General features: G+C 72.6%; 17 protein-coding genes and 1 pseudogene. 14 read left to right on the forward strand and 4 right to left on the reverse strand.

All coding sequences use genetic code 11. The features are described 5' to 3' along the window. Positions 1-77 precede the first annotated feature (77 nt). Entirely contained in the window at positions 78-1,103 is a 1,026-nt protein-coding gene (locus ACIRF9_RS27010; RefSeq protein WP_403827242.1) for a LacI family DNA-binding transcriptional regulator, read from the reverse strand. 205 nt (positions 1,104-1,308) lie between these two features. Here ACIRF9_RS27010 and ACIRF9_RS27015 point away from each other — a divergent pair, with 205 nt between their 5' ends. After that, positions 1,309-4,008, forward strand: a complete 2,700-nt coding sequence (locus ACIRF9_RS27015) for a cellulosome protein (protein ID WP_403827244.1) — start codon at positions 1,309-1,311, stop codon at positions 4,006-4,008. Between the two features lie 32 nt (positions 4,009-4,040). Here the strand turns inward: ACIRF9_RS27015 and ACIRF9_RS27020 are convergent, their stop codons facing one another. Next, positions 4,041-4,385, reverse strand: coding sequence for an ArsR/SmtB family transcription factor (locus ACIRF9_RS27020; protein ID WP_403827246.1), 345 nt, complete (start codon positions 4,383-4,385; stop codon positions 4,041-4,043). Positions 4,386-4,522: 137 nt separating this feature from the next. On the opposite strand from ACIRF9_RS27020, the gene ACIRF9_RS27025 reads away from it, so the two are divergent. The 4 genes from ACIRF9_RS27025 to ACIRF9_RS27040 all read left to right on the forward strand — a co-directional run bounded on the left by ACIRF9_RS27025 (position 4,523) and on the right by ACIRF9_RS27040 (position 7,900). Then, positions 4,523-5,500: a zinc-binding alcohol dehydrogenase family protein gene (locus tag ACIRF9_RS27025; protein ID WP_403827248.1), complete on the forward strand. Its 978-nt coding sequence runs from the start codon at positions 4,523-4,525 to the stop codon at positions 5,498-5,500. A gap of 74 nt (positions 5,501-5,574) precedes the next feature. Next, positions 5,575-5,853 carry a hypothetical protein gene (locus tag ACIRF9_RS27030; RefSeq protein WP_403827250.1) on the forward strand — a complete coding sequence of 93 codons (279 nt, stop codon included), beginning with the start codon at positions 5,575-5,577 and terminating at the stop codon, positions 5,851-5,853. Between the two features lie 52 nt (positions 5,854-5,905). Next, a complete protein-coding gene (locus ACIRF9_RS27035) occupies positions 5,906-6,655 on the forward strand; it encodes an MBL fold metallo-hydrolase (RefSeq protein WP_403827252.1) in 750 nt (249 codons plus the stop codon). Positions 6,656-6,664: 9 nt separating this feature from the next. Continuing rightward, positions 6,665-7,900 carry a DUF4032 domain-containing protein gene (locus ACIRF9_RS27040; RefSeq protein ID WP_403827254.1) on the forward strand — a complete coding sequence of 412 codons (1,236 nt, stop codon included), beginning with the start codon at positions 6,665-6,667 and terminating at the stop codon, positions 7,898-7,900. Between the two features lie 16 nt (positions 7,901-7,916). On the opposite strand, the gene ACIRF9_RS27045 is transcribed toward ACIRF9_RS27040, so the two are convergent. Beyond that, complete coding sequence (locus tag ACIRF9_RS27045) at positions 7,917-8,789, reverse strand: universal stress protein (protein WP_403827256.1); 873 nt, start codon at positions 8,787-8,789, stop codon at positions 7,917-7,919. A gap of 61 nt (positions 8,790-8,850) precedes the next feature. On the opposite strand from ACIRF9_RS27045, the gene ACIRF9_RS27050 reads away from it, so the two are divergent. From ACIRF9_RS27050 to ACIRF9_RS27075, 6 genes and pseudogenes are all read left to right on the forward strand, one after another. Continuing rightward, the gene (locus ACIRF9_RS27050; protein WP_403827258.1) at positions 8,851-9,207 is read left to right on the forward strand and encodes a VOC family protein; all 357 of its coding nucleotides are present in this window, start codon (positions 8,851-8,853) and stop codon (positions 9,205-9,207) included. A gap of 144 nt (positions 9,208-9,351) precedes the next feature. Next, positions 9,352-11,028 carry an FAD-dependent oxidoreductase gene (locus ACIRF9_RS27055; protein ID WP_403827260.1) on the forward strand — a complete coding sequence of 559 codons (1,677 nt, stop codon included), beginning with the start codon at positions 9,352-9,354 and terminating at the stop codon, positions 11,026-11,028. Then, on the forward strand, positions 11,025-12,488 hold the full coding sequence (locus ACIRF9_RS27060) for an ATP-binding protein (RefSeq protein ID WP_403827261.1): 1,464 nt from the start codon (positions 11,025-11,027) through the stop codon (positions 12,486-12,488). Before ACIRF9_RS27055 ends, ACIRF9_RS27060 begins: the two co-directional genes overlap by 4 nt. Next, positions 12,485-12,838, forward strand: coding sequence for a UBP-type zinc finger domain-containing protein (locus ACIRF9_RS27065; protein ID WP_403827263.1), 354 nt, complete (start codon positions 12,485-12,487; stop codon positions 12,836-12,838). Before ACIRF9_RS27060 ends, ACIRF9_RS27065 begins: the two co-directional genes overlap by 4 nt. 49 nt (positions 12,839-12,887) lie before the next feature. Further along, positions 12,888-15,915 (forward strand): annotated as a pseudogene (locus ACIRF9_RS27070) (AAA family ATPase). Positions 15,916-16,101: 186 nt separating this feature from the next. Next, positions 16,102-16,629: a hypothetical protein gene (locus ACIRF9_RS27075; protein WP_403827265.1), complete on the forward strand. Its 528-nt coding sequence runs from the start codon at positions 16,102-16,104 to the stop codon at positions 16,627-16,629. Positions 16,630-16,647: 18 nt separating this feature from the next. Here ACIRF9_RS27075 and ACIRF9_RS27080 read toward each other — a convergent pair whose 3' ends face one another. Next, positions 16,648-18,444 (reverse strand): M4 family metallopeptidase, encoded by a 1,797-nt coding sequence (locus ACIRF9_RS27080; protein ID WP_403827267.1) that lies wholly within the window; start codon positions 18,442-18,444, stop codon positions 16,648-16,650. 320 nt (positions 18,445-18,764) lie between these two features. On the opposite strand from ACIRF9_RS27080, the gene ACIRF9_RS27085 reads away from it, so the two are divergent. From ACIRF9_RS27085 to ACIRF9_RS27095, 3 genes are all read left to right on the forward strand, one after another. Further along, on the forward strand, positions 18,765-19,913 hold the full coding sequence (locus ACIRF9_RS27085; protein ID WP_403827743.1) for a serine hydrolase domain-containing protein: 1,149 nt from the start codon (positions 18,765-18,767) through the stop codon (positions 19,911-19,913). 93 nt (positions 19,914-20,006) lie between these two features. Further along, complete coding sequence (locus ACIRF9_RS27090; protein WP_403827269.1) at positions 20,007-21,470, forward strand: CAP domain-containing protein; 1,464 nt, start codon at positions 20,007-20,009, stop codon at positions 21,468-21,470. 353 nt (positions 21,471-21,823) lie between these two features. Further along, a complete protein-coding gene (locus ACIRF9_RS27095) occupies positions 21,824-23,458 on the forward strand; it encodes a serine/threonine protein kinase (protein WP_403827271.1) in 1,635 nt (544 codons plus the stop codon). The last annotated feature ends 30 nt before the right edge of the window (positions 23,459-23,488 follow it).

Here is a 23,488-nt window from a genome sequence, read left to right on the forward strand (position 1 = left end):
AGGCGGCCGGCCGGGGAATGCCGGTGAAGGGGCGGCCGAGGGTGACAAGGGCCGTGTAGGTGAAGGGAGTCGGGGTCTCAGCCGTCGGTCGTGGGCCAGTGGGCGGGGCCGGTGCTGGCGCGCAGGGAGATCGGGGGTGCCAGGAGTCGGTGGCGCGGTGCCGCGTCGGGATGGTCGAGCCGCTCGACGAGCAGCTCCACGGCGAGGCGTCCCATCTGCTCGGCCGGTACGTCCGCCGCGGTGAGCTGCGGGGTCACCGTCTCCGCCCAGCGGCCGGCCACCACCCCGGTGACGGAGAAGTCGCGTGGCACATGGCGGCCGGCCACGGTCAGCCCCCGGTAGAGCCCCCCGAGCGCGGCCTCGTTCAGGGTGACCAGGGCGGTGGTGTCCGGGTCGTCGTGCAGGATCCGCTCCACGCAGGCCTGTCCCGAGGGGGCGTCGTCGCCGCAGCAGTAGGTCCGCACGGTGAGGCCGCGCTCGGCCGCGGCCTTCGTGAAGCCGTCCAGGCCGCGGTGCGCGGACTCGTAGCCGGACCGCAGCAGGTGCTCGGGCCGGTTCACGAAGGCGATCCTGCGGTGCCCGAGGTCGGCGAGGTGGTTGACGCACGCCTCCACGAGCGCGGTGTGGTCCAGTGCCACCCACCAGTCGCCGTCGGCGTTCGCGGTGCGGCCGATGCAGACGGCGGGGAAGTTCTCGGCGAGGAGGTGGTCGACCCGGTCGTCCTGGAGCCTGATCTCCATCAGGATCGCGCCGTCGACGCGGCGCTCGCCCAGCAGTCGCTGGAACGAGCGGTCGCTGTCCACGCCGCTCGGGGAGAGCAGCACGTCGTAGTCGAAGGCCGCGGCGGCCTCCACCACGCTGCCGATGAAGTCGAGCTGCATGCCGGTGTAGTGGGTTCCGGCCGGCGGGAAGACCAGGCCGAGGGTGCTGGTCCGGCCGTTGGCCAGGGCCCGCGCGCTGGCGTTGGGCCGGTACCCCAGTTCGTCGATGACCCGCTGGATCTTCCTGCGGGTCTCCTCCGACACCGCGCGCTTGCCGCTCAGGGCGTAGGAGACGGTGCTCCGCGAGACACCGGCCCGCTTGGCGATCTCCCCGATGTTCACAGCGGCACTCCTTTGTCGAACCGGTTCGCGTGACTGGAAGGTAGGAGCGACGGAGGTCGCTGTCAATGCCTTGCGCAGGCTTCCGGTAAACAGCACCCAATCAGCGTCTGGAGTCTTGCTGGCCCCATTTTGGCGGTGCTAGCTTCCGGCACGCATTCTTCGAACCGGTTCGACACTTCTGACGGATCACCCCACGGAGACCTCAGTGCGACGCACCCGCAGCAGAACAAGGGCCGGGGCCGGTGCCACCGCCGTCACCGCCCTCGCCGCCCTCCTCGCCGTACCCGCCGCCGGCGGCACGGCCCGCGCGGCGGAACCCGAACGGCTCACCATCGACCTCGCCACCGACACCGGCGCCTTCCACGGCGGCGCGTCCGGATCGCTGTACGGCGTCTACGGCGACGGCGTACCCAGCCGCACCGTCCTCGAGGGCATGCACCTCAGGACCGTGTCCACGAAGGCACAGGACGGCCCCCAGCACCCGGGCGCGGACGCCCTGGAGATGCTGCCGCCGTTCGTGGACTCCGGCGGCGAGGACGTCTACATCTACATGACCGACATCTACCGCGGCTTCCCGTACCAGTGGCCTGGAGCCGACGGTCCGGCGAAGCTCGCCGACTTCAAGGAGAAGATCAAGAAGCAGGTCGAACAGGTGCAGACCATGGGCACCTACAAGGACCACGTCGTCTACGTCCCCTTCAACGAACCCGAGGGGAACATGTTCGGCACGGGCGAGTGGAGCTACAACAACGTCTCCTGGCTGAAGGACCCGCAGTACTACTTCGCGGCCTGGAAGGAGGTCTACCGGCTCATCAAGGACCTGGACCCGGACGCGCGGATCGCCGGCCCGAACACCTCGGTCCTCTACGACCAGGTCAAGGGCTTCCTGCAGTACGCCAAGGCCAACGACGTCGTCCCGGACGTGATGACCTGGCACGAGCTGTCGTCACCCGCGGCCGTCCGCACCAACGTGGCGAAGTACCGGCAGATGGAGAAGGACGTCGGCGTCGGGCCGCTGCCGATCAACGTCAACGAGTACGGCCACAACTACCATCTCTCCGTTCCCGGCCAGATCGTCCAGTGGGTCTCCGCGATCGAGGAGTCCAAGATCGACGCCGACCTCGCGTACTGGAACATCGACGGCAACCTCAACGACTCCGCCGTCGAGGCCAACAAGGGCAACGGCCAGTGGTGGCTGTTCAACGCCTACGGCCAGATGTCCGGCCACACGGTTCGGGTGACCGCCCCGCACCCCAACCAGCAGTACACCCTCCAGGGCGTCGCCACCCTCGACGAGGACAAGAGGCAGTCGAGGGCCCTCTTCGGCGGCAAGAGCGGCGACGCGGACGTCGTCTTCGAGAACGTCGACCCGGACGTGTTCGGCACGACCGTGCGCGCCACCGTCCAGGAGATCCCCTGGACCGGACAGGTCGGCGACTCGGCGCAGCCGCTGCGCCTGGCCGACCGGGAGCTCTCGGTCGGCCCGGACGGCTCGGTGACGCTCCCGATGACCGGCATGAACGAGATGTCGGCTTACCAGGTCATCCTCTCCCCCGGCGGCAACGGCGGCGTACCGGCCGACCCGTCGGTGAGCTGGCGTGGGACGTACGAGGCGGAGAGCGCGAGCTACACCGGCGGCGGCTACTCCAGGAACGGTCCCGAGGGCACGCCCTCGAACGTCGGCGGGTTCGCGACCTCCGGCACCTACAACGTGGGCGGCCTGCGCACCGGCTCCGACGGCGTCCTCGCCTTCGACGTCGAGGTCCCGCAGGACGGGACGTACGACCTGAGCGTCTTCGCCAACTCCTACAACCTGTACGGCCTGGTGAAGGAGCAGGGCCCCACCAATGTCTTCCTGCGTGTCGACGGCGCGGATCCGCAGGAGCTGCGGTTGCCGCTCGGCTACAAGTGGGTGGTCTGGGGCCACACCGACACCACGGTGGAACTGACCGCCGGCAGGCACCGCATCACGCTCGCCGCGAAGGACGCGGACCTGGGCGTCACCAAGGGCGATGCCATCATCGACAGGATCGATCTCGCGCTGCGCGACGGGCGGGTGACCGCACCGGCGATCTACGAGGCCGAATACGCCACGCTCTCCGGAGCACGGCCCGCCTATGACCGTCCCGGCGCCTCGGGTCCCGGCGCGGTACCGCTGGGCAGGGGCGACTCGGCGACCTTCTGGGTCCACTCCCCCACCGACGGTGAATCGACCGTGTCCGTCGACCACTTGGGCGGTGGCCGGGCGGCGCTCTCCCTCAACGGCGAGAAGCTCGACGTGCCCGAGGTCGGAGGGGCGAGGAAGGGCACCGACCGTGTCCGGATGTTCCTGTCCGGCGGCATCAACAAGATCACCGTCACCGGCGCCTCCCGTGAGCTGGTGCTGGACCGGCTGAGGGTGGCCCCGTCGAACGGCGCCAAGGAAACCAGGGTGTACCAGGCCGAGGACGGCACCCTGACCGGCGCCGCCAGGGTGACGGACGCCTACACCTTCGCCTCCGGCGGCAGGGCGGTCACCGACATCGGCGACGGCACGGACAACGCCCTCACCTTCGACGTGGTCGCCCGGCGGTCCGGACGGCACGCCGTGACCATCCGCTACGCCAACGCCGAGCAGGCGCCCGCCACCCACTACAACCCGGACCCCATCGCCCGCCACGCCGACCTGTCGGTCAACGGCGGACCGGCCCGCCGGGTGCTGTTCCCGACCACCTTCCACTTCAACAACTTCTGGGAGCTGACCGTCCCCGTCACGTTGAGGAAGGGCACGAACCGGCTCACCTTCACGGCGCAGGAGCTGCCCGACTTCAACGGCGACACCTACAACCCGTACGACCAGCGGTCGCCGTACGCACCGGTCGTCGACCGCATCGCCGTCACCCCCCTCGCGCAGGCGCAGCCCTGACGCTCCCGCACAACCTGTGGGGCGCCGACGGCTCAGTCGTCGGCGCCGTCGCGGAGGAGCAGGGCGAGCAGTCCGGGGAAACGGGCGTCGAACTCCTCGCGGCGCAGCCGGTTGACCCGCTTGGGCCCCTCGTCGCGCTGTTCGACGAGACCGGCGCCGCGCAGGACCGAGAAGTGATGGCTGAGCGCCGCCTTGCCGACGGGCACGTCGAAGCTGCCGCAGCTGCGTGTCCAGTCGGCGGAGCCCGCCAGCTCGCGGATCAGCTGGATGCGCACGGGGTCGGCGACCGCGGACAGCGCCGTGAGCACGGGCACCTCCGTGGGGTCCGTGTGCACCGGTGCCGGACGGTGACTGCCGCCCGCGGCCTGGTTCGACATGCCTCTCCCGTCGCCCCGCGTTCCCCGACGGGTTTCGCGTGGTGCGTCCCGGCCGGTTGTCGAGTGTTCGACGGATATCTTACAGTCCCAGTGTTCGCTTCCCGTTGAACACTCATCGAAGGGTGCGGTGATCCGTCATGCGCGCAGTCGAGTTCCACGAATACGGCACTCCCGAGGTGCTGAAGGTCGTCCAGGCCGAGACCCCCGAGCCCGGGCCGGGTCAGATCACCGTCGACGCCGCCTACGTCGGGGTGAACTTCGCCGACCTCAAGGCCCGCGCCGAGGGCTACCGGGTGCAGTCACTGCCGTTCCGGCCGGGGCTGGAGGTCTCCGGCCGGGTCCGGGCCGTCGGCGACGGTGTCGAGGGACTGCGCCCGGGGCAGGAGGTCGCCGCCCTCGTCGACGGCGGGGCGTACGCGGAGGTCGTCGTGGCCGACGCCGTGACCGCCTTCCCCCTGCCCGAGGGCCTGGACCTGCGGACCGCCGCCACGCTGCCCACCGTGGTACCGACCGCGCACGCCCTGCTGCACGAGGTGGGGCGGCTGCGGGCCGGGGAGACCGTGCTGGTGCAGGGCGCGGCCGGCGGCATCGGCACGGTGGCCGGGCAACTGGCCCGGGCGGCGGGCGCCGCAGCGGTGTACGGCGTGGTCTCCTCGGCGGCCAAGGCCGACCACGCGCTCAAGCACGGCTACGACGAGGTGTTCACCGCCGACGCCTTCGACGACGACGTCCGCCGCGCCACGGGTGGCAGGGGGGTCGACCTGGTGCTCGACCCGGTGGGCGGCGACACCCTGCGCCGAGGTCTCGGGGCGCTGGCCGCCTTCGGGCGCCTGGTGTCCTTCGGCAATGCGAGCGGGGCCGAGCCGTGGCGGATCGGGCAGCCCGAGCTGTACGCGCAGGGCCGTTCGGTCGGGGGCTTCTCCATCCTCGCTCTCGCCCAGTCCGCGCCCGAAGCGCTGCGCGCCCTCGCCGAGCGCGCCTTCGCCAAGGTCACCGACGGCACCGTGAGCCTTCCGGTCACGGCGGAGTTCGCGCTCTCCGACGCGGCCGAGGCGCACCGGCTGATGGGCGGGCGCACGTCGACGGGGAAGCTGCTGCTGCGGGTAACCGACTGAGGGCCCGGACGGCACCGGAAACGGAGTCCGCGCCACTCGTTCCCCGGCCCGGAGGGCGTACGTACGTCCGTCGCATGACGAACCCGACGGATCCCGCGCCCCCGGTCCCGATCCGGTCGGCGCTCCTGCGCCGCCGGCCCACCGGGGCGGGGATCGCGGCGACCTCGCTGATCGCGTTCGACGTGGAGGAGGGCGTGGACCTGGCGCCCGCGGCGCTCGTCCACTTCGGCGCCGCGGCACTGCGCAGACGATCCACGACGTGGCCCCTGTTCCTCGTGCCCACCGTGGTCATCGTCGCGACCGAGGCACTGGGCGGCGGCGAGGTCGACCCGACGTCGGTGCCCCCGTCATGATCTGCTTTGCTGTGCTCGTCGGACAGGCTCCTCACAACTCGGGACGACGATCATGGGCGCGGACGTACGGCAGGTCGCGGACGGCATCTACCTCGTGCACGGCTCCAACACCAACTGGGTGATCCTCACCGAGGGGGACGCCGTCACGCTGATCGACACCGGCTACCCGGGCGACCGGCAGCAGGTCCTGGACTCCCTGGCCGCGGTGGGCAGTTCACCGGAGGCGGTCGCGGCCGTACTGATCACGCACGCCCACAACGACCACCTGGGATCGGCCGAGTACCTGCGCGCGACCTACGGCACCCCGGTCCATCTGCACGAGGCCGAGGTCCCGCACGCCCGCCGGGAGTTCCTCCAGCAGGTGACCGTCGGCGCGATCCTGAAGAACGCCTGGCGGCCGGGTGTGGTGCCCTGGCTGGTGCACGTGCTGAAGGTCCGCGGCGCCGAGCAGCACCCGGTGACCTCCCCCGAGGCGTTCCCGGTGGCCGACGGCCCCCTCGATCTGCCGGGCCGGCCGGTTCCCGTGCACACGCCGGGCCACACCGACGGGCACACCGTGTTCCATCTCCCTCACGCGGGCGTGGTGATCTCCGGTGACGCCCTGGTGAGCGGTCACCGGACGTCCCGGGTGCGGGGCCCCCAGCTGCTGCCGGACATGTTCCACCACGAGCGGGCCCGCGCGGTGGCCTCGCTGGACGTGATCGAGAGGCTGGACGCCGATGTCCTGCTGCCGGGGCACGGACCACTGCACCGGGGGTCCGTGAAGGCGGCCGCCCAGCAGGCCCGCGAACGCGCCGTCTAAGGTCGGGCCATGGCTTTGCAGATCAGCGCCACGAACCCGGAGCACCCGGCCCTCCTTCTCGAGCTGCCCTGGGACGTGCCCCTGGAGGAGTGGCCCGAGGAGGTCCTCGTCCCGCTGCCGCGCGGTATCTCCCGTCACGTGGTGCGCTACGCGCGCGCCGGTGACGAGGTGATCGCCGTCAAGGAGCTGGCCGAGCGTCCGGCGCTGCGCGAGTACGAGTTGCTGCGCGACCTGGACCGGCTGGGCATCCCCTCCGTCGACCCGCTGGCCGTGGTCACCGGGCGCGCCGACGGCTCCGGCGACCCGTTGGAGTCGGTGCTGGTGACCCGGCACCTCGGCGGATCGATGCCGTACCGGTCGATGTTCGAGACGACGATGCGTCCGGCGACCATGCACCGGCTGATGGACGCCCTCGCGGTGCTGCTGGTGCGGCTGCATCTCGCCGGGTTCGCGTGGGGCGACTGCTCGCTGTCCAACACGCTGTTCCGGCGGGACGCGGGCGCCTACGCCGCCTATCTCGTGGACGCCGAGACCGGCGATCTGCACCCCCAGCTCAGCCCGGGGCAGCGGGAGTACGACCTCGATCTCGCCCGGGTCAACATCAGCGGCGAACTCCTCGACCTGGAGGCGTCGGGGGCGCTGCACCCCTCGGTGGACCCGATCGAGTTCGGCATGGAGATCTGCGCCCGCTACGGCGCGCTGTGGGAGGAGCTGACCCGCACCTCGGTGTACCCGGCGGGCAAATACCACTACATCGAGCGCCGCATCCGCAGGCTCAACGACCTGGGCTTCGACGTCGCCGAGATGCAGATCGAGCACTCCGCGGGCGGCGACACCGTCACCTTCGTGCCGAAGGTCGTCGACGCGGGCCACCACCAGCGGCAACTGCTGCGGCTGACCGGCCTGGACACCGAGGAGAACCAGGCCCGGCGGCTGCTGAACGACCTGGAGAGCTGGATGGCGACCCAGGACGACTACGCTCCTGGCGACCCTCTCGCCGCCCGGCCCGAGGTCCTGGCGCACCGGTGGGTGCGGGACGTGTTCCGTCCGACCGTGCGCGCCGTACCGCTGGAACTGCGCGGCTCCATGGATCCGGCGGAGATCTACCACGAGCTGCTGGAGCACCGCTGGTATCTGTCGGAGCAGGCGCAGCACGACATCGGGCTCGACACGGCGGTCGAGGACTACATCGAGAACATCCTGCCCCGGGCACGGGAGACATTGGAGCCCACCGTGCCCGAGTGAGCCTGCTGTGCCCGGTTCAGTCGTGGGGGACGACGGCGACCGGGCAGTCGGCGTGGTGCAGGACGCCGTGCGCGACGGAGCCGATGCGGGCGCCCACGGCGGTGCGGTGGGCGCGCCGGCCCACGACCATCAGCTGCGCCCGCCCGGACACCGACAGCAGCACCTGGCCGGCGCTGCCGATCTCCACGTGCTCCACGACGTGCACGTCCGGGAACCGCTCGCGCCACGGCGCCACGGCGTCGGCGAGGGCCTTCTTCTCGAACGGCTCCAGTCCGCCGGCCTCGTCGAGCAGCTTGAGCGAGCCGGGGCTGTAGGCGAACACCGGCGGCAGCGTCCAGGCCCGTACGACCCGCACGCTCGCGCCGCGCGCGGCGGCGGTCTCGAAGGCGAACCGCAGCGCGGGAGCGCTGTCCTCGGGTTCGCCCTGCTGGCCGACGACGATCTCGTGCCCGGCCACCTCCGACGACGGCTTGTCGCCGGCCCGGACGAGGACGACCGGGCAGCCGGCCTCGGCGATCACCTGCTGGCCCACGGAGCCCAGCAGGAACCCGACGACCGCGCCGTGCCCGCGTGAGCCGAGCACCAGCAGCTCCGCCTCCGTCGCGGCGGCGACCAGCGTCTCGACCGGGTGGCCCTCCAGGACGTCCGTGGTGACGGTCAGCCCCGGGTGCCGCTCGGTGACCGTCGCGACGGCCTGCTCGACGGCGTCGCGCACCCACGCCCGCTGGGCGTCCCGGTTGGCGACCTCGGGTGCGGTGTCCGGCTGGTGCTTCCACGCGTGCACCACCCGCAGCGCCGTGTCCCGCCGTACGGCCTCCCGGGCCGCCCAGGCGAGCGCGGCGAGGCTCTCGTCCGTCCCGTCGACCCCTGCCGTGATCGGGCCCGTCATCCCGCTGCCTCCTGTGTCGTGATCACTTCGTACCGGGCCAGTCTTCACTACGCTGCCGGTCATGGTCTTGGAATGGGAACAGGTGGTCGTCGATGCCCACGATCCGGTGGCGCTCGGGCGCTGGTGGGCGGAGGCACTCGGCTGGGTGGTGGTGAACAACGATCCCGACGAGTACGAGATCCGCCCGGCGCCGGACCGGCTGCCGGGCCTGCTCTTCGTCCACGTGCCGGAGGGCAAGCAGGTCAAGAACCGGCTGCACCCGGACTTCCGTCCGGTCGACCAGCGGGCCGAGGTGAGCAGGCTGCTGTCCCTCGGGGCGCGGCACGCGGACGTGGGGCAGGGCGAGCAGTCGTGGGTGACGCTGACCGACCCCGAGGGCAACGAGTTCTGCGTGCTGGCCGCGCGGCGGTCGCCTTGACCGTGTGTGCTCCGCTCTGAACCCGCAGCGCACGGTCTGCGCCATCCCTGAGCGGACCGGGGCGATCGAACATACGATGGGCGGAGCCGGCGCCGGGTTCGCCGTGCGCCGGCGAGTCCTGACCGCTCTCGGGGTGGGAGACGTATGACACAGGCCGCCGAAACAGCGCGGACCGTCATCCTGACCGTGGACGACGATCCGGGGGTCTCCCGGGCCGTCGCCCGTGACCTGCGGCGCCGCTACGGCGCCTCGTACCGGATCGTGCGGGCGGAGTCCGGCGAGTCCGCGCTGGAGGCGCTGCGCGAGCTGAAGCTGCGCGGCGAGCTGGTGGCCGTGATCCTGGCCGACTACCGCATGCCGCAGATGAACGGCATCGACTTCCTCGAACAGGCACTGGACGTGTACCCGGGAGCGCGGCGCGTGCTGCTGACCGCGTACGCGGACACGAACGCGGCGATCGACGCGATCAACGTCGTCGATCTCGACCACTATCTGCTCAAGCCCTGGGACCCGCCGGAGGAGAAGCTCTACCCGGTCCTGGACGACCTGCTGGAGGCCTGGCGGACCAGCGACTACCGGCCGGTGCCCGCGACGAAGGTGGTCGGGCACCGCTGGTCGGCCCGCTCCTCGGACGTACGGGAGTTCCTGGCCCGCAACCAGGTGCCCTACCGCTGGTACTCCTCCGACGAGCCCGAGGGGCAGCGGCTGCTCGCCGCGGCCGGGGCGGACGGGCGGCGGCTGCCGCTGGTGATCACCCCGGAGGGGACGCCGCTGGTCGAGCCGGACGCCCCGGAGCTGGCCGCGCAGGTGGGTCTGGCGACGACGCCGACGGCGGAGTTCTACGACCTGGTCGTCATCGGCGGCGGCCCGGCGGGGCTGGGCGCGGCGGTGTACGGGGCCTCCGAGGGGCTGCGGACGGTGCTCGTGGAACGGTCGGCGACCGGCGGGCAGGCCGGGCAGAGTTCCCGCATCGAGAACTACCTGGGCTTCCCCGACGGCGTGTCCGGGGCGCAGCTCACCGACCGGGCACGGCGGCAGGCGGCGAAGTTCGGCGCCGAGATCCTCACCGCGCGCGAGGTGACCGGACTGGAGGTCAACGGGTCCGCGCGGGTCGTACGGTTCTCGGACGGCTCGGCGGTGGCCGCGCACAGCGTGATCCTCGCGACGGGCGTGACCTACCGGCAGCTGGCGGCACCGGGCTGCGACGACCTGACCGGCTGCGGGGTGTTCTACGGGTCGGCGCTGACCGAGGCCGCCTCCTGCCAGGGGCAGGACGTGTACATCGTGGGCGGCGCCAACTCGGCCGGGCAGGCGGCGATGTACCTGGCGCGGGGCGCCAAGTCCGTGACGCTGCTGGTGCGTGGTGAGTCCCTGTCGGCCTCCATGTCGCACTATCTGATCCAGCAGATCGACGAGGCGCCCAACATCTTCGTGCGCCCCGGCACGGTCGTCGAGTCCGCGCACGGGGTCGGCCATCTGGAGCGGCTGACCCTGCGGGACGTGAACAACGGCGAGACCGAACTCGTCGACGCGCAGTGGATGTTCGTGTTCATCGGCGCGGCGCCGCTGACCGACTGGCTGGACGGGACCGTGCTGCGTGACGAGCGCGGGTTCATCCTGGCCGGGCCCGATCTCACGCCGGACGGGCGGCCGCCGGCGGGCTGGGAGCTGGACCGGCCGCCGTACCATCTGGAGACCAGTGTCCCCGGCGTGTTCGTGGCGGGCGACGCGCGCGCCGAGTCCGCGAAGCGCGTCGCGTCCGCCGTCGGAGAGGGAGCCATGGCAGTGATGCTCGTCCACCGGTATCTGGAGCAGTCATGAGCGGGCGGTTGATGCCGTGCGACCCGGGGGAGATCAGCTCGCTGTTCCTGTTCGAGAAGCTCTCCCCGGAGCAGCTCGGACGGCTGTGCAGCGAGGGCCGGGTGGAGCGGTTCGAGCCCGGGCCCGTCTACACCGAGGGCGATCCGGCGACCTGCTTCTACGTGATGATCGAGGGCACGGTCGTGCTGTACCGCCGGGTCGGCGGGGACGACGTGGAGGTCAGCCGCACCTCGCAGCGCGGGGTGTACGCGGGCGCCATGCAGGCGTATCTCGGGGACCGGGTGCCGCAGGTCTACAACAACTCGATGCGGGTGACCGAGCCGACGCGGTTCTTCGTGCTGCCGGCCGAGTCCTTCTCGGCCGTCATGCAGGAGTGGTTCCCGATGGCCGCCCATCTGCTGGAGGGGCTGTTCTTCGGCTCGAAGAACACGCAACGGGCCATCGGCCAACGAGAACGGCTGCTGGCCCTGGGGTCGTTGTCGGCCGGGCTCACGCACGAACTCAACAACCCCGCCGCGGCGGCCGTGCGGGCCACCGCCACCCTGCGCGAGCGGGTGGCGAAGATGCGGCACAAGCTCGGCCTGATCGCCGAAGGGCCCTTCTCCCGGGACGCGCTGGCGAGTCTGATCGAGGTCCAGGAGCGCACCGCCGAGCGGGTCGCCAAGGCGCCGGCGCTCACTCCGCTGGAGGCCTCGGACCGCGAGGACGCGCTCACCGAGTGGCTCGAGGACCACGGCATGGACTACGGCTGGCAGTACGCGCCCACCTTCGTGCAGGCCGGACTCGACGTCGACTGGCTGGAGCAGGTCGCGGCGACCGTGGACGCGGAGATCCTGCCCAACGCGGTGGGCTGGCTCAACTACACCGTCGAGACCGAGCTGTTGATGTACGAGATCGAGGACTCCACCACCCGCATCTCCCATCTCGTCGACGCGGCCAAGCAGTACTCGCAGCTCGACCGCGCCCCCTTCCGGACCGTCGACGTCCACGAACTCCTCGACAGCACCCTGCTGATGCTGTCGGGGAAGATCGGGCAGCGCATCGAGGTCGTCAAGGACTACGACCGTACGCTCCCGGAGGTGCCCGCCTACCCGGCGGAGCTGAACCAGGTGTGGACGAACCTCGTCGACAACGCCGTGTTCGCCGTCAACAGCGCGGGCGGCGAGGGCACGCTGACCGTGCGCACGGCACGGGAGGGCGACCGGCTGCTGGTGGAGTTCCGGGACACCGGCCCCGGTGTCCCGCCGGACATCCGCAGCCGTATCTTCGACCCGTTCTTCACCACCAAGCCGGTGGGCGAGGGCACCGGTCTGGGCCTGGACATCTCCTGGCGGATCGTCGTCAACAAGCACCACGGCAGCCTCCAGGTGGAGTCCGCGCCGGGCGACACCCGCTTCCAGGTCCTGCTGCCGCTGACCGCGCCCGCACCCGAGTCCCAGCCCGCGGAGGAACCCGTATGACCGAGGCGAACACCATCGACCCGTCCGTCCCGCCCAGCGGCGCCGGGTGTGTGGACTGCGACGCGGTCGGGGGCTGGTGGTTCCATCTGCGGCGCTGCGCGAGCTGCGGCCACATCGGCTGCTGCGACTCCTCTCCCGCGCAGCACGCCACCGCCCACTACAAGGCCACCGGGCACCCCGTCGTGCGCAGCTTCGAGCCCGGCGAGGAGTGGTTCTGGGACTACTCGACCGACGAACTCTACGAGTCCGGCCCGGAGCTGGCACCCCCGGCCAGTCACCCCGTGGACCAGCCGGCCCCGGGCCCGGCGGGCCGGGTGCCGGCGGACTGGGCGCGGTCGCTGCACCGCTGAGACGGCCTCTGGTCACCGCGTTCCCTCCCGCGCGTGTGAGGATGGGGGCGTGTCACAGACCGTGTTCGTCTCTCCGTTCGTCGGCCGGGACGAGGAACTCGTCCGGCTCTCCGGTGTGCTGGAGCGTGCCCGTGCCGGGGACGCCCGTGCGGTGTTGGTCGCGGGGGACGCCGGGGTCGGCAAGACACGGATGCTGGACGAGGTGGCGGTGGGGGCCGCGCGCGCCGGTATGACCGTGCTCACCGGGCACTGTGTCGACCTCGGTGACGTCGGGCTGCCGTATCTGCCGTTCACGGAGATCCTGGGGGTCCTCGCGGCCGACGAGCGGTTCGCTTCCGTGCTCGCCGCGCATCCCGTGGTCGAGCGGCTGCTGGGCGGGGCGGGCTCGGAAGGCGTGCGGGACGCTGGGGGTCCCCCCACGCGTTCAAGCAGTGGGGGAGGGCGGCTGCGGCTGTTCGAGGGGATGGCGGGGCTGCTGGCCGGCCTGTCGGAGGTGGCACCGCTGCTGCTCGTCCTGGAGGACCTGCACTGGGCCGACCAGTCCTCCCGGGATCTGCTGCGCTTCCTGCTCAGCCGGGGCCTGCTGCAGCGTCCGGCGGGCACGGGACCCGCGAGCCGACTGGCGGTGCTGGCCTCCTACCGTGCCGACGATCTGCACCGCCGGCATCCTCCCCCACTGCCTGAACAGCGTGGGGGCACCCCCAGCGGCCGCTGCTGGCCGAGCTGGTGCGGCTGCCGGGTGTCGACCGGCTGGAGCTGCGGCCGCTGGCGGACGCGGAGGTGACGCGTCTGGTGCGCGCGCTGGAGGAGCGGCCGCTGCCGGAGGCCGTCGTGCGCCGCATCGTGGAGCGCGCCGAGGGCAACGCCTTCTACGCGGAGGAGCTGCTCGCCGCCACGGGCGTGCAGGACGGCGGGATGCCGAGCGGGCTGGCCGACGTCCTTCTGATCCGTGTCGAGCAGCTCTCCGACACCGCCCAGCGGGTGCTGCGCACGGCGGCGGTCGCCGGGCGGCGCGTCGAGCACGACCTGTTGCGGGACGCGGTCGGACTGCCCGAGGAGGAGCTCGAGTCGGCGCTGCGCGAGGCGATAGGCCGGCAGTTGCTCGTGCCGGGGGACGGCGAGACGTACGCGTTCCGGCACGCGCTCGCCCGGGAGGCGGTGTACGCGGACCTCCTGCCGGGTGAACGCTCGCGACTGCACGGCGCGTTCGCGCGGCTGCTCGCCGGGCGGGGCCGGCGGCCGGAGACCGCGGCGGAGCGCGCCCACCGCCACCGCGAGAGTCATGACCTGGCGGAGGCGCTCGCCGCCTCCCTGGAGGCCGCCGACCACGCCCGGCACGTGGGCGCGCCGGCCGAGGAACTGCACCGTCTGGAGGCCGCTCTCGACCTCTGGCCGGCCGTGGAGGCCTCCGCCCGGCCCTCGGGCAGGGGGACGGACGGGGTCACGCTCATGCTGCGCGCCTCGGCCGCGGCGGCGCACGCCGGGGAGGCGCACCGGGCGGTCTCCCTGAACCGGGCCGCGCTCGCGGGCGTCGGCCAGGACACCGACGCCGAGCTCGCGGCCCGGGTCCGCTACACCCTCGCCGGCACGCTCATCGGTGTCGACAGTCTCTCGGCCGCCTACGGCTACAGCAGCGAGGCGGTGGCGATGATCCCCGCCGACCCGCCGTCGCCGACGTGGGTGTGGGCGGCGGCCACCCACGTCCTGGCGGCCCGTCACGTCGGGGACAACGAGACCGCGGCCCGCGTGGCCCGTCAGGCGCTGGACGCCGCCGAGCGGCTGGGGCTGACGGACGCGCAGGCCGACCTGCTGGTGTCGCTGGCCAACCTGGAGGAGGGCGGCCGCCGCTCCCCAGCGGCCCGCGGGCATCTGCTGCGCGCCCGCGAGCTGGCCCGGGGCTCGGGCAACGCCCCCGTCGAGATGCGGACCCTGTTCACCCTGGCCATCGCCGCCTACGAGGCCGGTGCGCCGGAGGAGTGTCTGCCCTGGCTGGCGGAGGGCCTGGACCGGGCCCGTCGCGCGGGGCTGCTGTCCTCGCCGTATCCGCTGGAGATGCGCTATCTGCATCTGCTGGTGCTCTACACGCTGGGCCGGTGGGACGAGTGCCTGAGCACGGCGGCGAGCGACCTGGCCGTGCTGCCCGCGGCCGGCGGGTACGCGGTCGGGCCCGCTCTGTACCCGGCCCTGGCGCGCGGTGAGGAAGGGGTCACGGACCGGGCACGCGGCCTGCTGGAGGGTCGCGCTGACTGGATGGCGACGCTCGTCGCGGGCGTCGTCCTGACCGACGCGGCCGCCCTGCGGGGTGATGCCGAGGCCGCGGTGGCGCGACTGCGGTCGTGCGTCGAGGCGTTGACCGAGGTCACCGGTACGCGCCCGGACGTCACGGTGCGTCTCACCGCGCTCGCGCTCGCCCCGGTCGCGGACGCGGCCGCCGCGGCCCGGCTCACCGGCGACGACGCGGCGGCCGGCCGCTGGTCGGCGGTCGCGGGCGAACTCATGGAGTGGCGCGGGAGGTGGCCGCCCACGGCGAGGCAGGCCCGCCGCACGGTCCCGAGGGCCTGGCCTGGCTCGCCCGCGCCGAGGCCGAGTGGGCGTGGGCCTCCTCGGGGCCGGACGTGGCGGCGTGGGAGCGGGCGGTGGCCGCGTTCGGCCACGGCGACGTGTACGAACAGGCGCGCTGCCGGCTGCGGTACGCGCAGGCCCTGCTGGCGGCGGACCGGCGCGAGGAGGCGGCCGCCGAGGCCCGCGCCGCCCGGGAGACCGCCGTACGGCTGAAGGCCGGGCCCCTGCTGGAGCGGCTGGACGCGCTGATCCGCCGGGGACGGCTCGCGGACGCTCCGTCCACGGCCCGGGACCGGTCGGCCACGCTCACCGCGCGGGAGGAGGAGGTGCTGCGGCTGCTCGCGCTCGGGCGCAGCAACCGGCAGATCGGGGAGGAGCTGTTCATCAGCGGCAAGACGGCGAGCGTCCATGTCTCCAACATCCTCGCCAAGCTGAGCGCGGCGAGCCGTACGGAGGCCGTGGCGATCGCCTATCGCGAGGGGCTGCTGGTGCCGCAGGGCGGTGCGTCGGGTTGACGGGGGCTCGGGGCATGTACGCGTCGGGTTGACGGGGACGCGGGCCATGGGCGCTTCGGCTCGATCCGTGCGCCCCCTGGCACCTCATCGCGACCCCGGCAAGGGAGTTGATCGCCCGTCGCGGGCATACAAGCAGCCCATACGCTCACGGAGCTCAGCCGTCGTACCGCAGGCACCAGGAGTCCCGTGAACCACCGCACCACCGCAGCCGCTCTGGCGTCCTGCGCCCTCGCCGCCGCCGTCCTCACCGCCTGCGGCTCGGGAGAACCGGCCGCGAGCCACAAGGAGCCGGCGGCCAGTGGCCAGGCCCCGGCCGCGCACACCACGGCCCCGGCTACGGGTACGGCAACGCCGGCCGCCTCCGCCACGCAGAACCGGGCGGGCGACTCCAGCGCGCGCCCGTCCGCGAAGGACCAGCAGGCGAAGAAGGGCAAGGCGGCCCTGCCGCCCCGCCCCGACGCCAACGGCGAGGCCGCCTACGTCCGCGCGCTGACCGCGATCGACCCGGACATCGTGCACGACAAGGAGGACAAGGCCGTCGAGCGTGGCCGCGACCAGTGCGCCACGATCCACGAGCACCCCGGTGACCGGGAGAAGCAGATCAGCACCGCGATGCAGCGCTTCACCTCCCCCGGCCACCCGGACGGCTTCGGCCGCGTCAAGAGCACGCGGATCGTCGACGCCGTGCACACCAACCTCTGCCCCGACTACTGACGGGGCCGGCCGAGGCCGTCAGCGCACGGCGGGCGGCACGTTCGCGGAGGTCACGTTGACGGCGGCCCAGGCCTTGTTCACCGTCTTGAACTCCACGCTGTTCTGGCCGTACAGGTCCCGGGCCGCCTTCAGCGTCGCGACGCGCGCGTCGTGGAAGTCGGTCGTGGAGACCATGTAGCGGGTCAGGGCCCGGTAGTAGATCTTGGTGGCCTTGGCCCGGCCGATGCCCGTGACCGTGGCGCCGTTGTAGGTCGGCGAGTCGTAGGTGACGCTGCCGATCTTCTTCTGCCCGCTGCCCTCGGCGAGCAGGTAGTACGCGTGCGAGGAGACACCGGAGCCGGCGTGCACCTCGGTGTAGTACGTCTCGGGCGACCAGTAGTCGATCGCGCCCTCGAGGACGTCCAGGGACGGCTTGTCGAGGCGGCGCAGGAACTTCTGGTCCAGGCCCAGCTTCTCGCCGACCAGGTAGTTCGGCGGGTTCTTGGGGTTGTTGGCGCTGAACTCGACGTTGGAGCCGAAGATGTCCGCGAGGGACTCGTTCAGCGAGCCCGGCTCGCCGTACTGGTTGCCCTGGCCGTCGACGAAGGTCGGCTCCAGACGGGCCGTCGCGTCGACGACTCCGTGGGTGAGCTCGTGGCCGGTGACGTCCAGGACGACGAGGGGCTTCTTGAACATCTCGCCGTCGCCGTCGCCGTACAGCATGCAGTCGCAGGCCGGGTCCCAGAACGCGTTGGCCACCTTGTTGCCGAAGTGGACCATGGCGCGGGCGCCCTTGCCGTTGTTCTCGATGCCCTTGCGGCCGAAGGTCTTCTTGTAGAAGTCCAGGGTCTGGACGACGCCGTACTGGGCGTCGACGGCGGCGCTGGCGCGGCTGGAGACGGCGCCGTTGCCCCACTTGTTGGTGGTGCTGGTGAACTTCGTGCCGCGGGCGAAGTTCTCCTGCTCCTTGTTCTTGGCGTCGCGCGTCTCGGTGCCCCAGTGGGTGGGGTCCTTGAGCAGGTAGCTGCGGGCCGCGGTGCGGGTGGTGGTGAGCGGCACCTTGCCGACGAACAGGGAGGTGCCGGTGCCCTTGGCGGTCTGGGGGTAGCGGGCGGCGGGGGCCGCGGGAGCGGCGGTGAGGCCCGAGGACAGCGGGGCGGTGCCGGTGGCCGGGTCGAGGGTCTCGCCGCGCTCGCGCAGGGTGTCGACCAGCTTGGGCGAGAGGAACTCGTCGCTGTCGGGCGTGTTGCTGCGCACCTTGCCGGTGACGGCGTCGACGACGACCGTGCGGGAGCCGCCGGCCTCAGTGGTGTCGCTGCCGGTCACCCGGACCTGGTAGGCGAGCGCCGAGGCGCCGCCGCGGGCGTCGACCACGAGCTCGGCGCTCTGCGCGTCGCCCTCGGCGACGGCGGCGGCCTTCGCCTCGGCCTGGGCGGCCGTCAGTCTGGCCTTGACGGTGGCGGGGTCGACGCCGTGGTCGGCGGCACGGGTCACGCCGGCGTAGGCGAGGCCCTTGGTGAGGTGGATGACGAGGTCGCCGCCGAGGACGGGCATGCCCTGGTGGGTCCGGACGAAGCGGACGTGGCGGGCGCCCTCGGGGTCGATCAGCACGTCCTGCGGCTGCAGTGCGTCGTCCTGGCCGACGCCGGTGGCCGAGGCGTGGGCGAACGCGGCGGCGCGGGCGGCCCGCACCACGGCGGTGCCCTGCGCGTCGGCGGTGGTCGTGGCCCGCGTCTCCCCCGCGGACGGGCCCGCGAAGGCCGTGCCTGCCAGGCCCGTTGCGGCCGTGGTGACGGCGACGGCGACCGCCAGGCTGCGTATGGGTGCTCTACGCAAAGGTGAGGGTTCCTTCGTTCAGACGGCCGGGATCCCCAACCGCCGTGAGACATGGCGCCGTTGGGCGCCACGGGGGCTGGTCGGGCCCCGGCACCCCACCCTTACGGATGAGTCATGTGCATGTAAAGCCGAAATCATCGCTTTGCGGGGCTTTCATGGCAATACTTGGCAAATCCGCGACGCGCGGTGATCGTCGAGCGACCAACTGTGCGTCGCCTGTGGAGATGTGACACGACGGAAGGAGGTTCCCTCGGGTGAATGTGACCGATCTCGCATCGACGACGGACCGGCGGAGACGGCTCGGAGGCGTCACGACGGCCCTGTGCACGGGCGCCGCACTGGTGTCCCTCCTGCCGACCCCGGCCCATGCCGCGCCGCCGAAGCCCGACCTGACCGCACTGCGCGGCGTGCTGCGCACGGCGGTGAGCCAGGGCGCGCCCGGCGCGATGGCACGGCTCGACGACCGGGGCACGGTGCACCAGGTCGCCGTGGGTGTCGCCGACCGGAGGACGCGCCGGGCCCTGAGCAACGCCGACCGCTTCCGCATCGGCAGCGTCACCAAAACGTTCTCCGCGGTCGTCCTGCTGCAACTCCTCGACGAGGGCAGGCTGGTGCTGGACGCGCCGGTCAACCGCTATCTGCCGGGGCTGCTGCCCGACGACCGGATCACCGTCCGGCACGTCCTGAGCCACCGCAGCGGCCTGTACGACTACAGCGACGACCTGTTCGCCCGGTCCGTCTCCGGCTTCGAGGCGGTCCGCACCAAGGTCTTCACCTACCGCCAACTGGTCGACCGCTCCCTGCGCCACCCCCGCACGACCGCGCCGGGCGGCGCCTACTCCTACTCCAACACCAACTTCGTCGTCGCGGGCCTGCTCATCGAGAAGCTGACGGGCAGACCCGTGGCCACCGCGTACCGCAAGCGCATCATCGAGCCGCTGGAACTGGACGACACCTTCTACGTCCACCCCGACACGGCCGTCCCCGGCCGCCACACCCATGGCTATCTCACCCCGGACACCGCCGGCGGGGCTCTGGTCGACGCGACCCGGCAGACGGTGTCCTGGGCGCAGAGCGCGGGCGCCCTCATCTCCAGCACCAAGGACCTCGACACGTTCCTCTCGGCACTTCTGCGCGGCAGGCTCATGTCGGCCGGCGCCCTGAAGGAGATGCGCCGCTGGGTCCCCGCGGGCCGCACCCAGTCCTACGGCCTGGGGCTGCGGCGGCGCGACCTGTCGTGCGGGGTGTCCGTGTACGGGCACACGGGCGCCGTACAGGGCTACTACACGTACGCGTTCACCTCCGGCGACGGCCGCCGCAGCCTGGCCGCGCTCGCCAACGCCTCGAACAGCGCCAAGGTGCACACCACGATGCTGCGCACCCTGGAGTCGGCGTTCTGCGGCAAGCACGCGACCACCCGCGGGTCCGTCGCGCCGCAGGACGAGGCCGAGGACACGGCGGGGCACTGATCCCGCGGGCGGGCGCCGGGAACCGCGGGGTCCTGGTGACCGTTCTCCGGACACCACCCCACGGGACGGGTACGACGACACCAGGGCGGCAGGATGAGCGAGTTGGTCCCCGGGGGCAATGTGCCCCTCCCGGGCGGTGCCCTGGCGGTCCGGGTGCCCGGCCCCTTCGACGTGTGCGCGCTGGTGACGGACGACAGCGGCAGGGTCGGCGGCGACGCCGACTTCGTGTTCTACAACCAGCCGACGGCACCCGGGGCCCGGTTGCGGGGCGACACGCTCACGCTGGAGCCGGGCCGGCTGCGGGCCGGTGCCACCCGGGTCACCGTGGTGATCAGCGCCGCCGAGCCGGGCGTCCCGCTGGCCCGGCTGCCCGCACCCACCCTCCAGGTCACCGATCCGCGGGGCCGCGTCCTCGCCCGGTTCGCGCCGCCGGCCCCACGGCAGGAGACGGTGCTGCTGCTCGCGGAGGTGTACCGACGGGGTCCCGCCTGGAAGCTCCGGGCGATCGGACAGGGCTACGCGGACGGACTGGCGGGGCTGGCCCGGGACTTCGGGGTCGACGTCGTCGACGAGGGCACGGCACCAGGACGGGCGGCGTCGGCCACCCCCTCCCCGAGCACCTCCGCGCCGTCCGCCGACATCTCGGCAGGCCCCTCCACGACGCCGGTCACCGGCCCCTCGGCCAGGCCCTTCGCGCCTTCGGTCGCCATCCCCTCGACCAGGCCCTTCGCGTCTTCGGTCGCCACCCCGTCGGCAAGCCCCTTCGCGCCACCCCTCGCCGACTCCGACGGCTTCCTCGCCCTCGCCAACGCGGCCCGTGCCGCCGCCGGTTCACCACCCGTCTCCCTCGACGCCCGGCTGGCCTCGGCGGCCGGGGCGCACGCCGCCGCCATGGCCGCCGCCGGACGGCTGGACACCGAGGGCCGGGACGGCGTGTCGCTCCACCAGCGGGTCACGGCCGCCGGATACGCGTACCTCACCGTGGGCGAGCACCTGGTCTCCGGACCGCGCACACCCGCCGAGTTCGTCGACTACTGCCTGCGCACCGACCAGGCCCACCGCACCCTGCGGGACCGGGCGTTCACCCACGCCGCCCTGGGGCACGCCACGGACCGCCGCGGCGGCACCACCTACTGGACCGCGCTGTGGGCGAGCCCCCTCACCACGGACGGCCTGGCCCGCACGACCGCCGAGGTCGTCGACCTCACCAACCGCGAGCGCGCCCGGCAGGGCCTGCGCCCCCTCGCCGTGGACCCGCTGCTCACCAGCGCCGCGCAGGCGCATTGCGCGGACATGGTGGCGCGCGCCTTCTACTCCCACACCTCACCGGAGGGCACCCAGCCCTGGGACCGGGCCGCCGCCGCGGGCTCCACCCGCCGGACGATCGGCGAGAACATCGCCTGCGGCCAGCGCTCCGCCGCCGAGGTGGTGGAGGGCTGGATGAACAGCCCCGGCCACCGCGCCAACATCCTCAAGCCCGCCTTCACCCACATCGGGGTCGGCTACGCGGGCGGCGGCCCGTCGGGCACGTACTGGACGCAGCTCTTCGGCGCCTGACACCCGGGCCGCCCCGGAATGCGACGACCGGGGACATGACGGGATGGGCACGGCGGTTCGGGCCGATCCGAGGATCGCGCCGACAAAGGAGGAAATCCCGCGGGCGGCACCCGGCCGAAATGGGACTCGAGCTGCGAGAGCGCTTTCGCCTCTAGCACGGATGGGCCACGCAGGTCCTGTTTACCGCTGGTTACACGCCTGGACGGCCCCTGGTAATTTCTTTTCCTCGCACATACGCACGGCACCTTTGAATGAAAGACAGGAATCACGCCGGAGTCGCGATCCATTTGAACGGACCCCCACGCACTCCCCGTACTTCTGGGAAAGGGAGAACACCGGGGGTTCAGCGAAGGATGACCATGGTCAAGGCGCATGTCTCCACGCACGAGTTGGTCGCCGGGAGGTACCGGCTCCTCGATGTCGTGCACCGCGAGACCAACCGGGTCAGCTGGTACGGCGAGGACGTGCAGGGGGCGCGGCCGTGCCTGGTCACCCGGATCGGCCTGCCGCCGGACCTGGGCGAGGAGGAGGCGTGCCAGGCCGCAGACCGGGTGGTGCGCATGTCGGAGACGATGACCCGGGTCTGCCCCGGCCGGGTCGCCACGGTCGTCGACGCGGTCGCGGAGGGCGGTTCCCTGTGGACCGTCACCGAGTGGATCGACGGACTGCCGCTCGGCCAGCTCATGGACCAGAAGGGCCCCTTCGGCCCGGCCAGGGCGGCCACGATCGGGCTCCAGCTGCTCGACGTCCTGGAGGCCGCGCACGGCGAGGGCATCACGCACGGCGAGCTCAGCCCCGGCCAGGTGTTCGTCAGAGCGCGGGGCCCGCTCGTCCTCACCGGCTTCGGGCTGGCGGGCGCGACGCTCGTCCCGAGGCTGGCGGCACCGTCGTACGCCTCTCCCGAGCAGGCCCGTGACGAGCGGATCGGTCCGGCCGCCGATCTGTGGGCGCTGGGCGCGGTCCTCTACACGATGGTCGAGGGGCGGCCGCCGTTCCGGGACCGGGACCGGCCCGAGAACACGCTGCGGGGTGTGGACCGGCTGCCGCTGCGCACCCCGCTGCGAGCGGGCCCGCTCACCCCGACCGTGCAGGGGCTGCTGCGCAAGGAATCCCGGGAACGGCTGACCCGGACGACCGTGCGCCAGGCCCTGACCCGGGTGATCGACGAGGACCCGCACGGCGTCATGCCGGCCCCCCGGCTGCGGCGTGCCTGTGCCGCGGCACGGCACATCGGGCCGCAGTGGAGCGGCCGGGCCATGGCCGCCGGGACGGCGCTGGCCGTGGTCACGGTGGCGGTCGCCGCCCTCGCCGTGACCCACCAGCTGCCCGGCACCGACGACACCTCGGCCAGTGGTGCGCAGGCCCTGCCGTCGGTGTCCACCACGCCCTCCGGCGAGGACTCCGGCGACGCGGGTGACAGAGCCACGCCGACGCCCGACGCGTCCGGCGCGACCGCCTCCGCCCCCGCGCCGTCGGCCACCGCCGCCCCGTCCTCCCCCGCGGCCTCCATCGACGCCCTCCCGGACGGTTACCGCGTCTACCACGCGCCCGAGGGCTTCTCCGTGGCCCTGCCCAAGGGGTGGAAGCGGCTGGACACCCGGAAGCAGACCGATGTGGCGTACCGGGTCACCTTCGGCGCCGACGGCGATCCGCGGACCCTCGCGGTGACCTTCAGCACGCGGGCCGGAACGGACCCGGTGGCCGTCTGGCGCGACGACGTCGAGCCGGGGTTGCGCGACGAGGCGGGTTTCCGGCGGATCGGCGCCATCGAGGCGACGACGTACCAGGGGTACAAGGCGGCCGACATGGAGTGGCTGATGGACGTCGACGGCAAGCAGGTCCGCACCTTCGGACGAGGGTTCCTGCTCGGTGGGCACCGCAGTTTCTCGCTGCGCTGGACGACACCCGCCGCCGACTGGGACAAGGCCGCCAACCGGGAGGCCCTGGACACCTTCCTCAAGACGTTCCGGCCGGGCTCGGCCGCCTGAGGCCGGCCCGGTCCCGGCTGTTTCCCCCGG

Source organism: Streptomyces sp. NPDC096132 (genome assembly GCF_044763345.1).
In the GTDB taxonomy this organism is placed as follows: domain Bacteria; phylum Actinomycetota; class Actinomycetes; order Streptomycetales; family Streptomycetaceae; genus Streptomyces.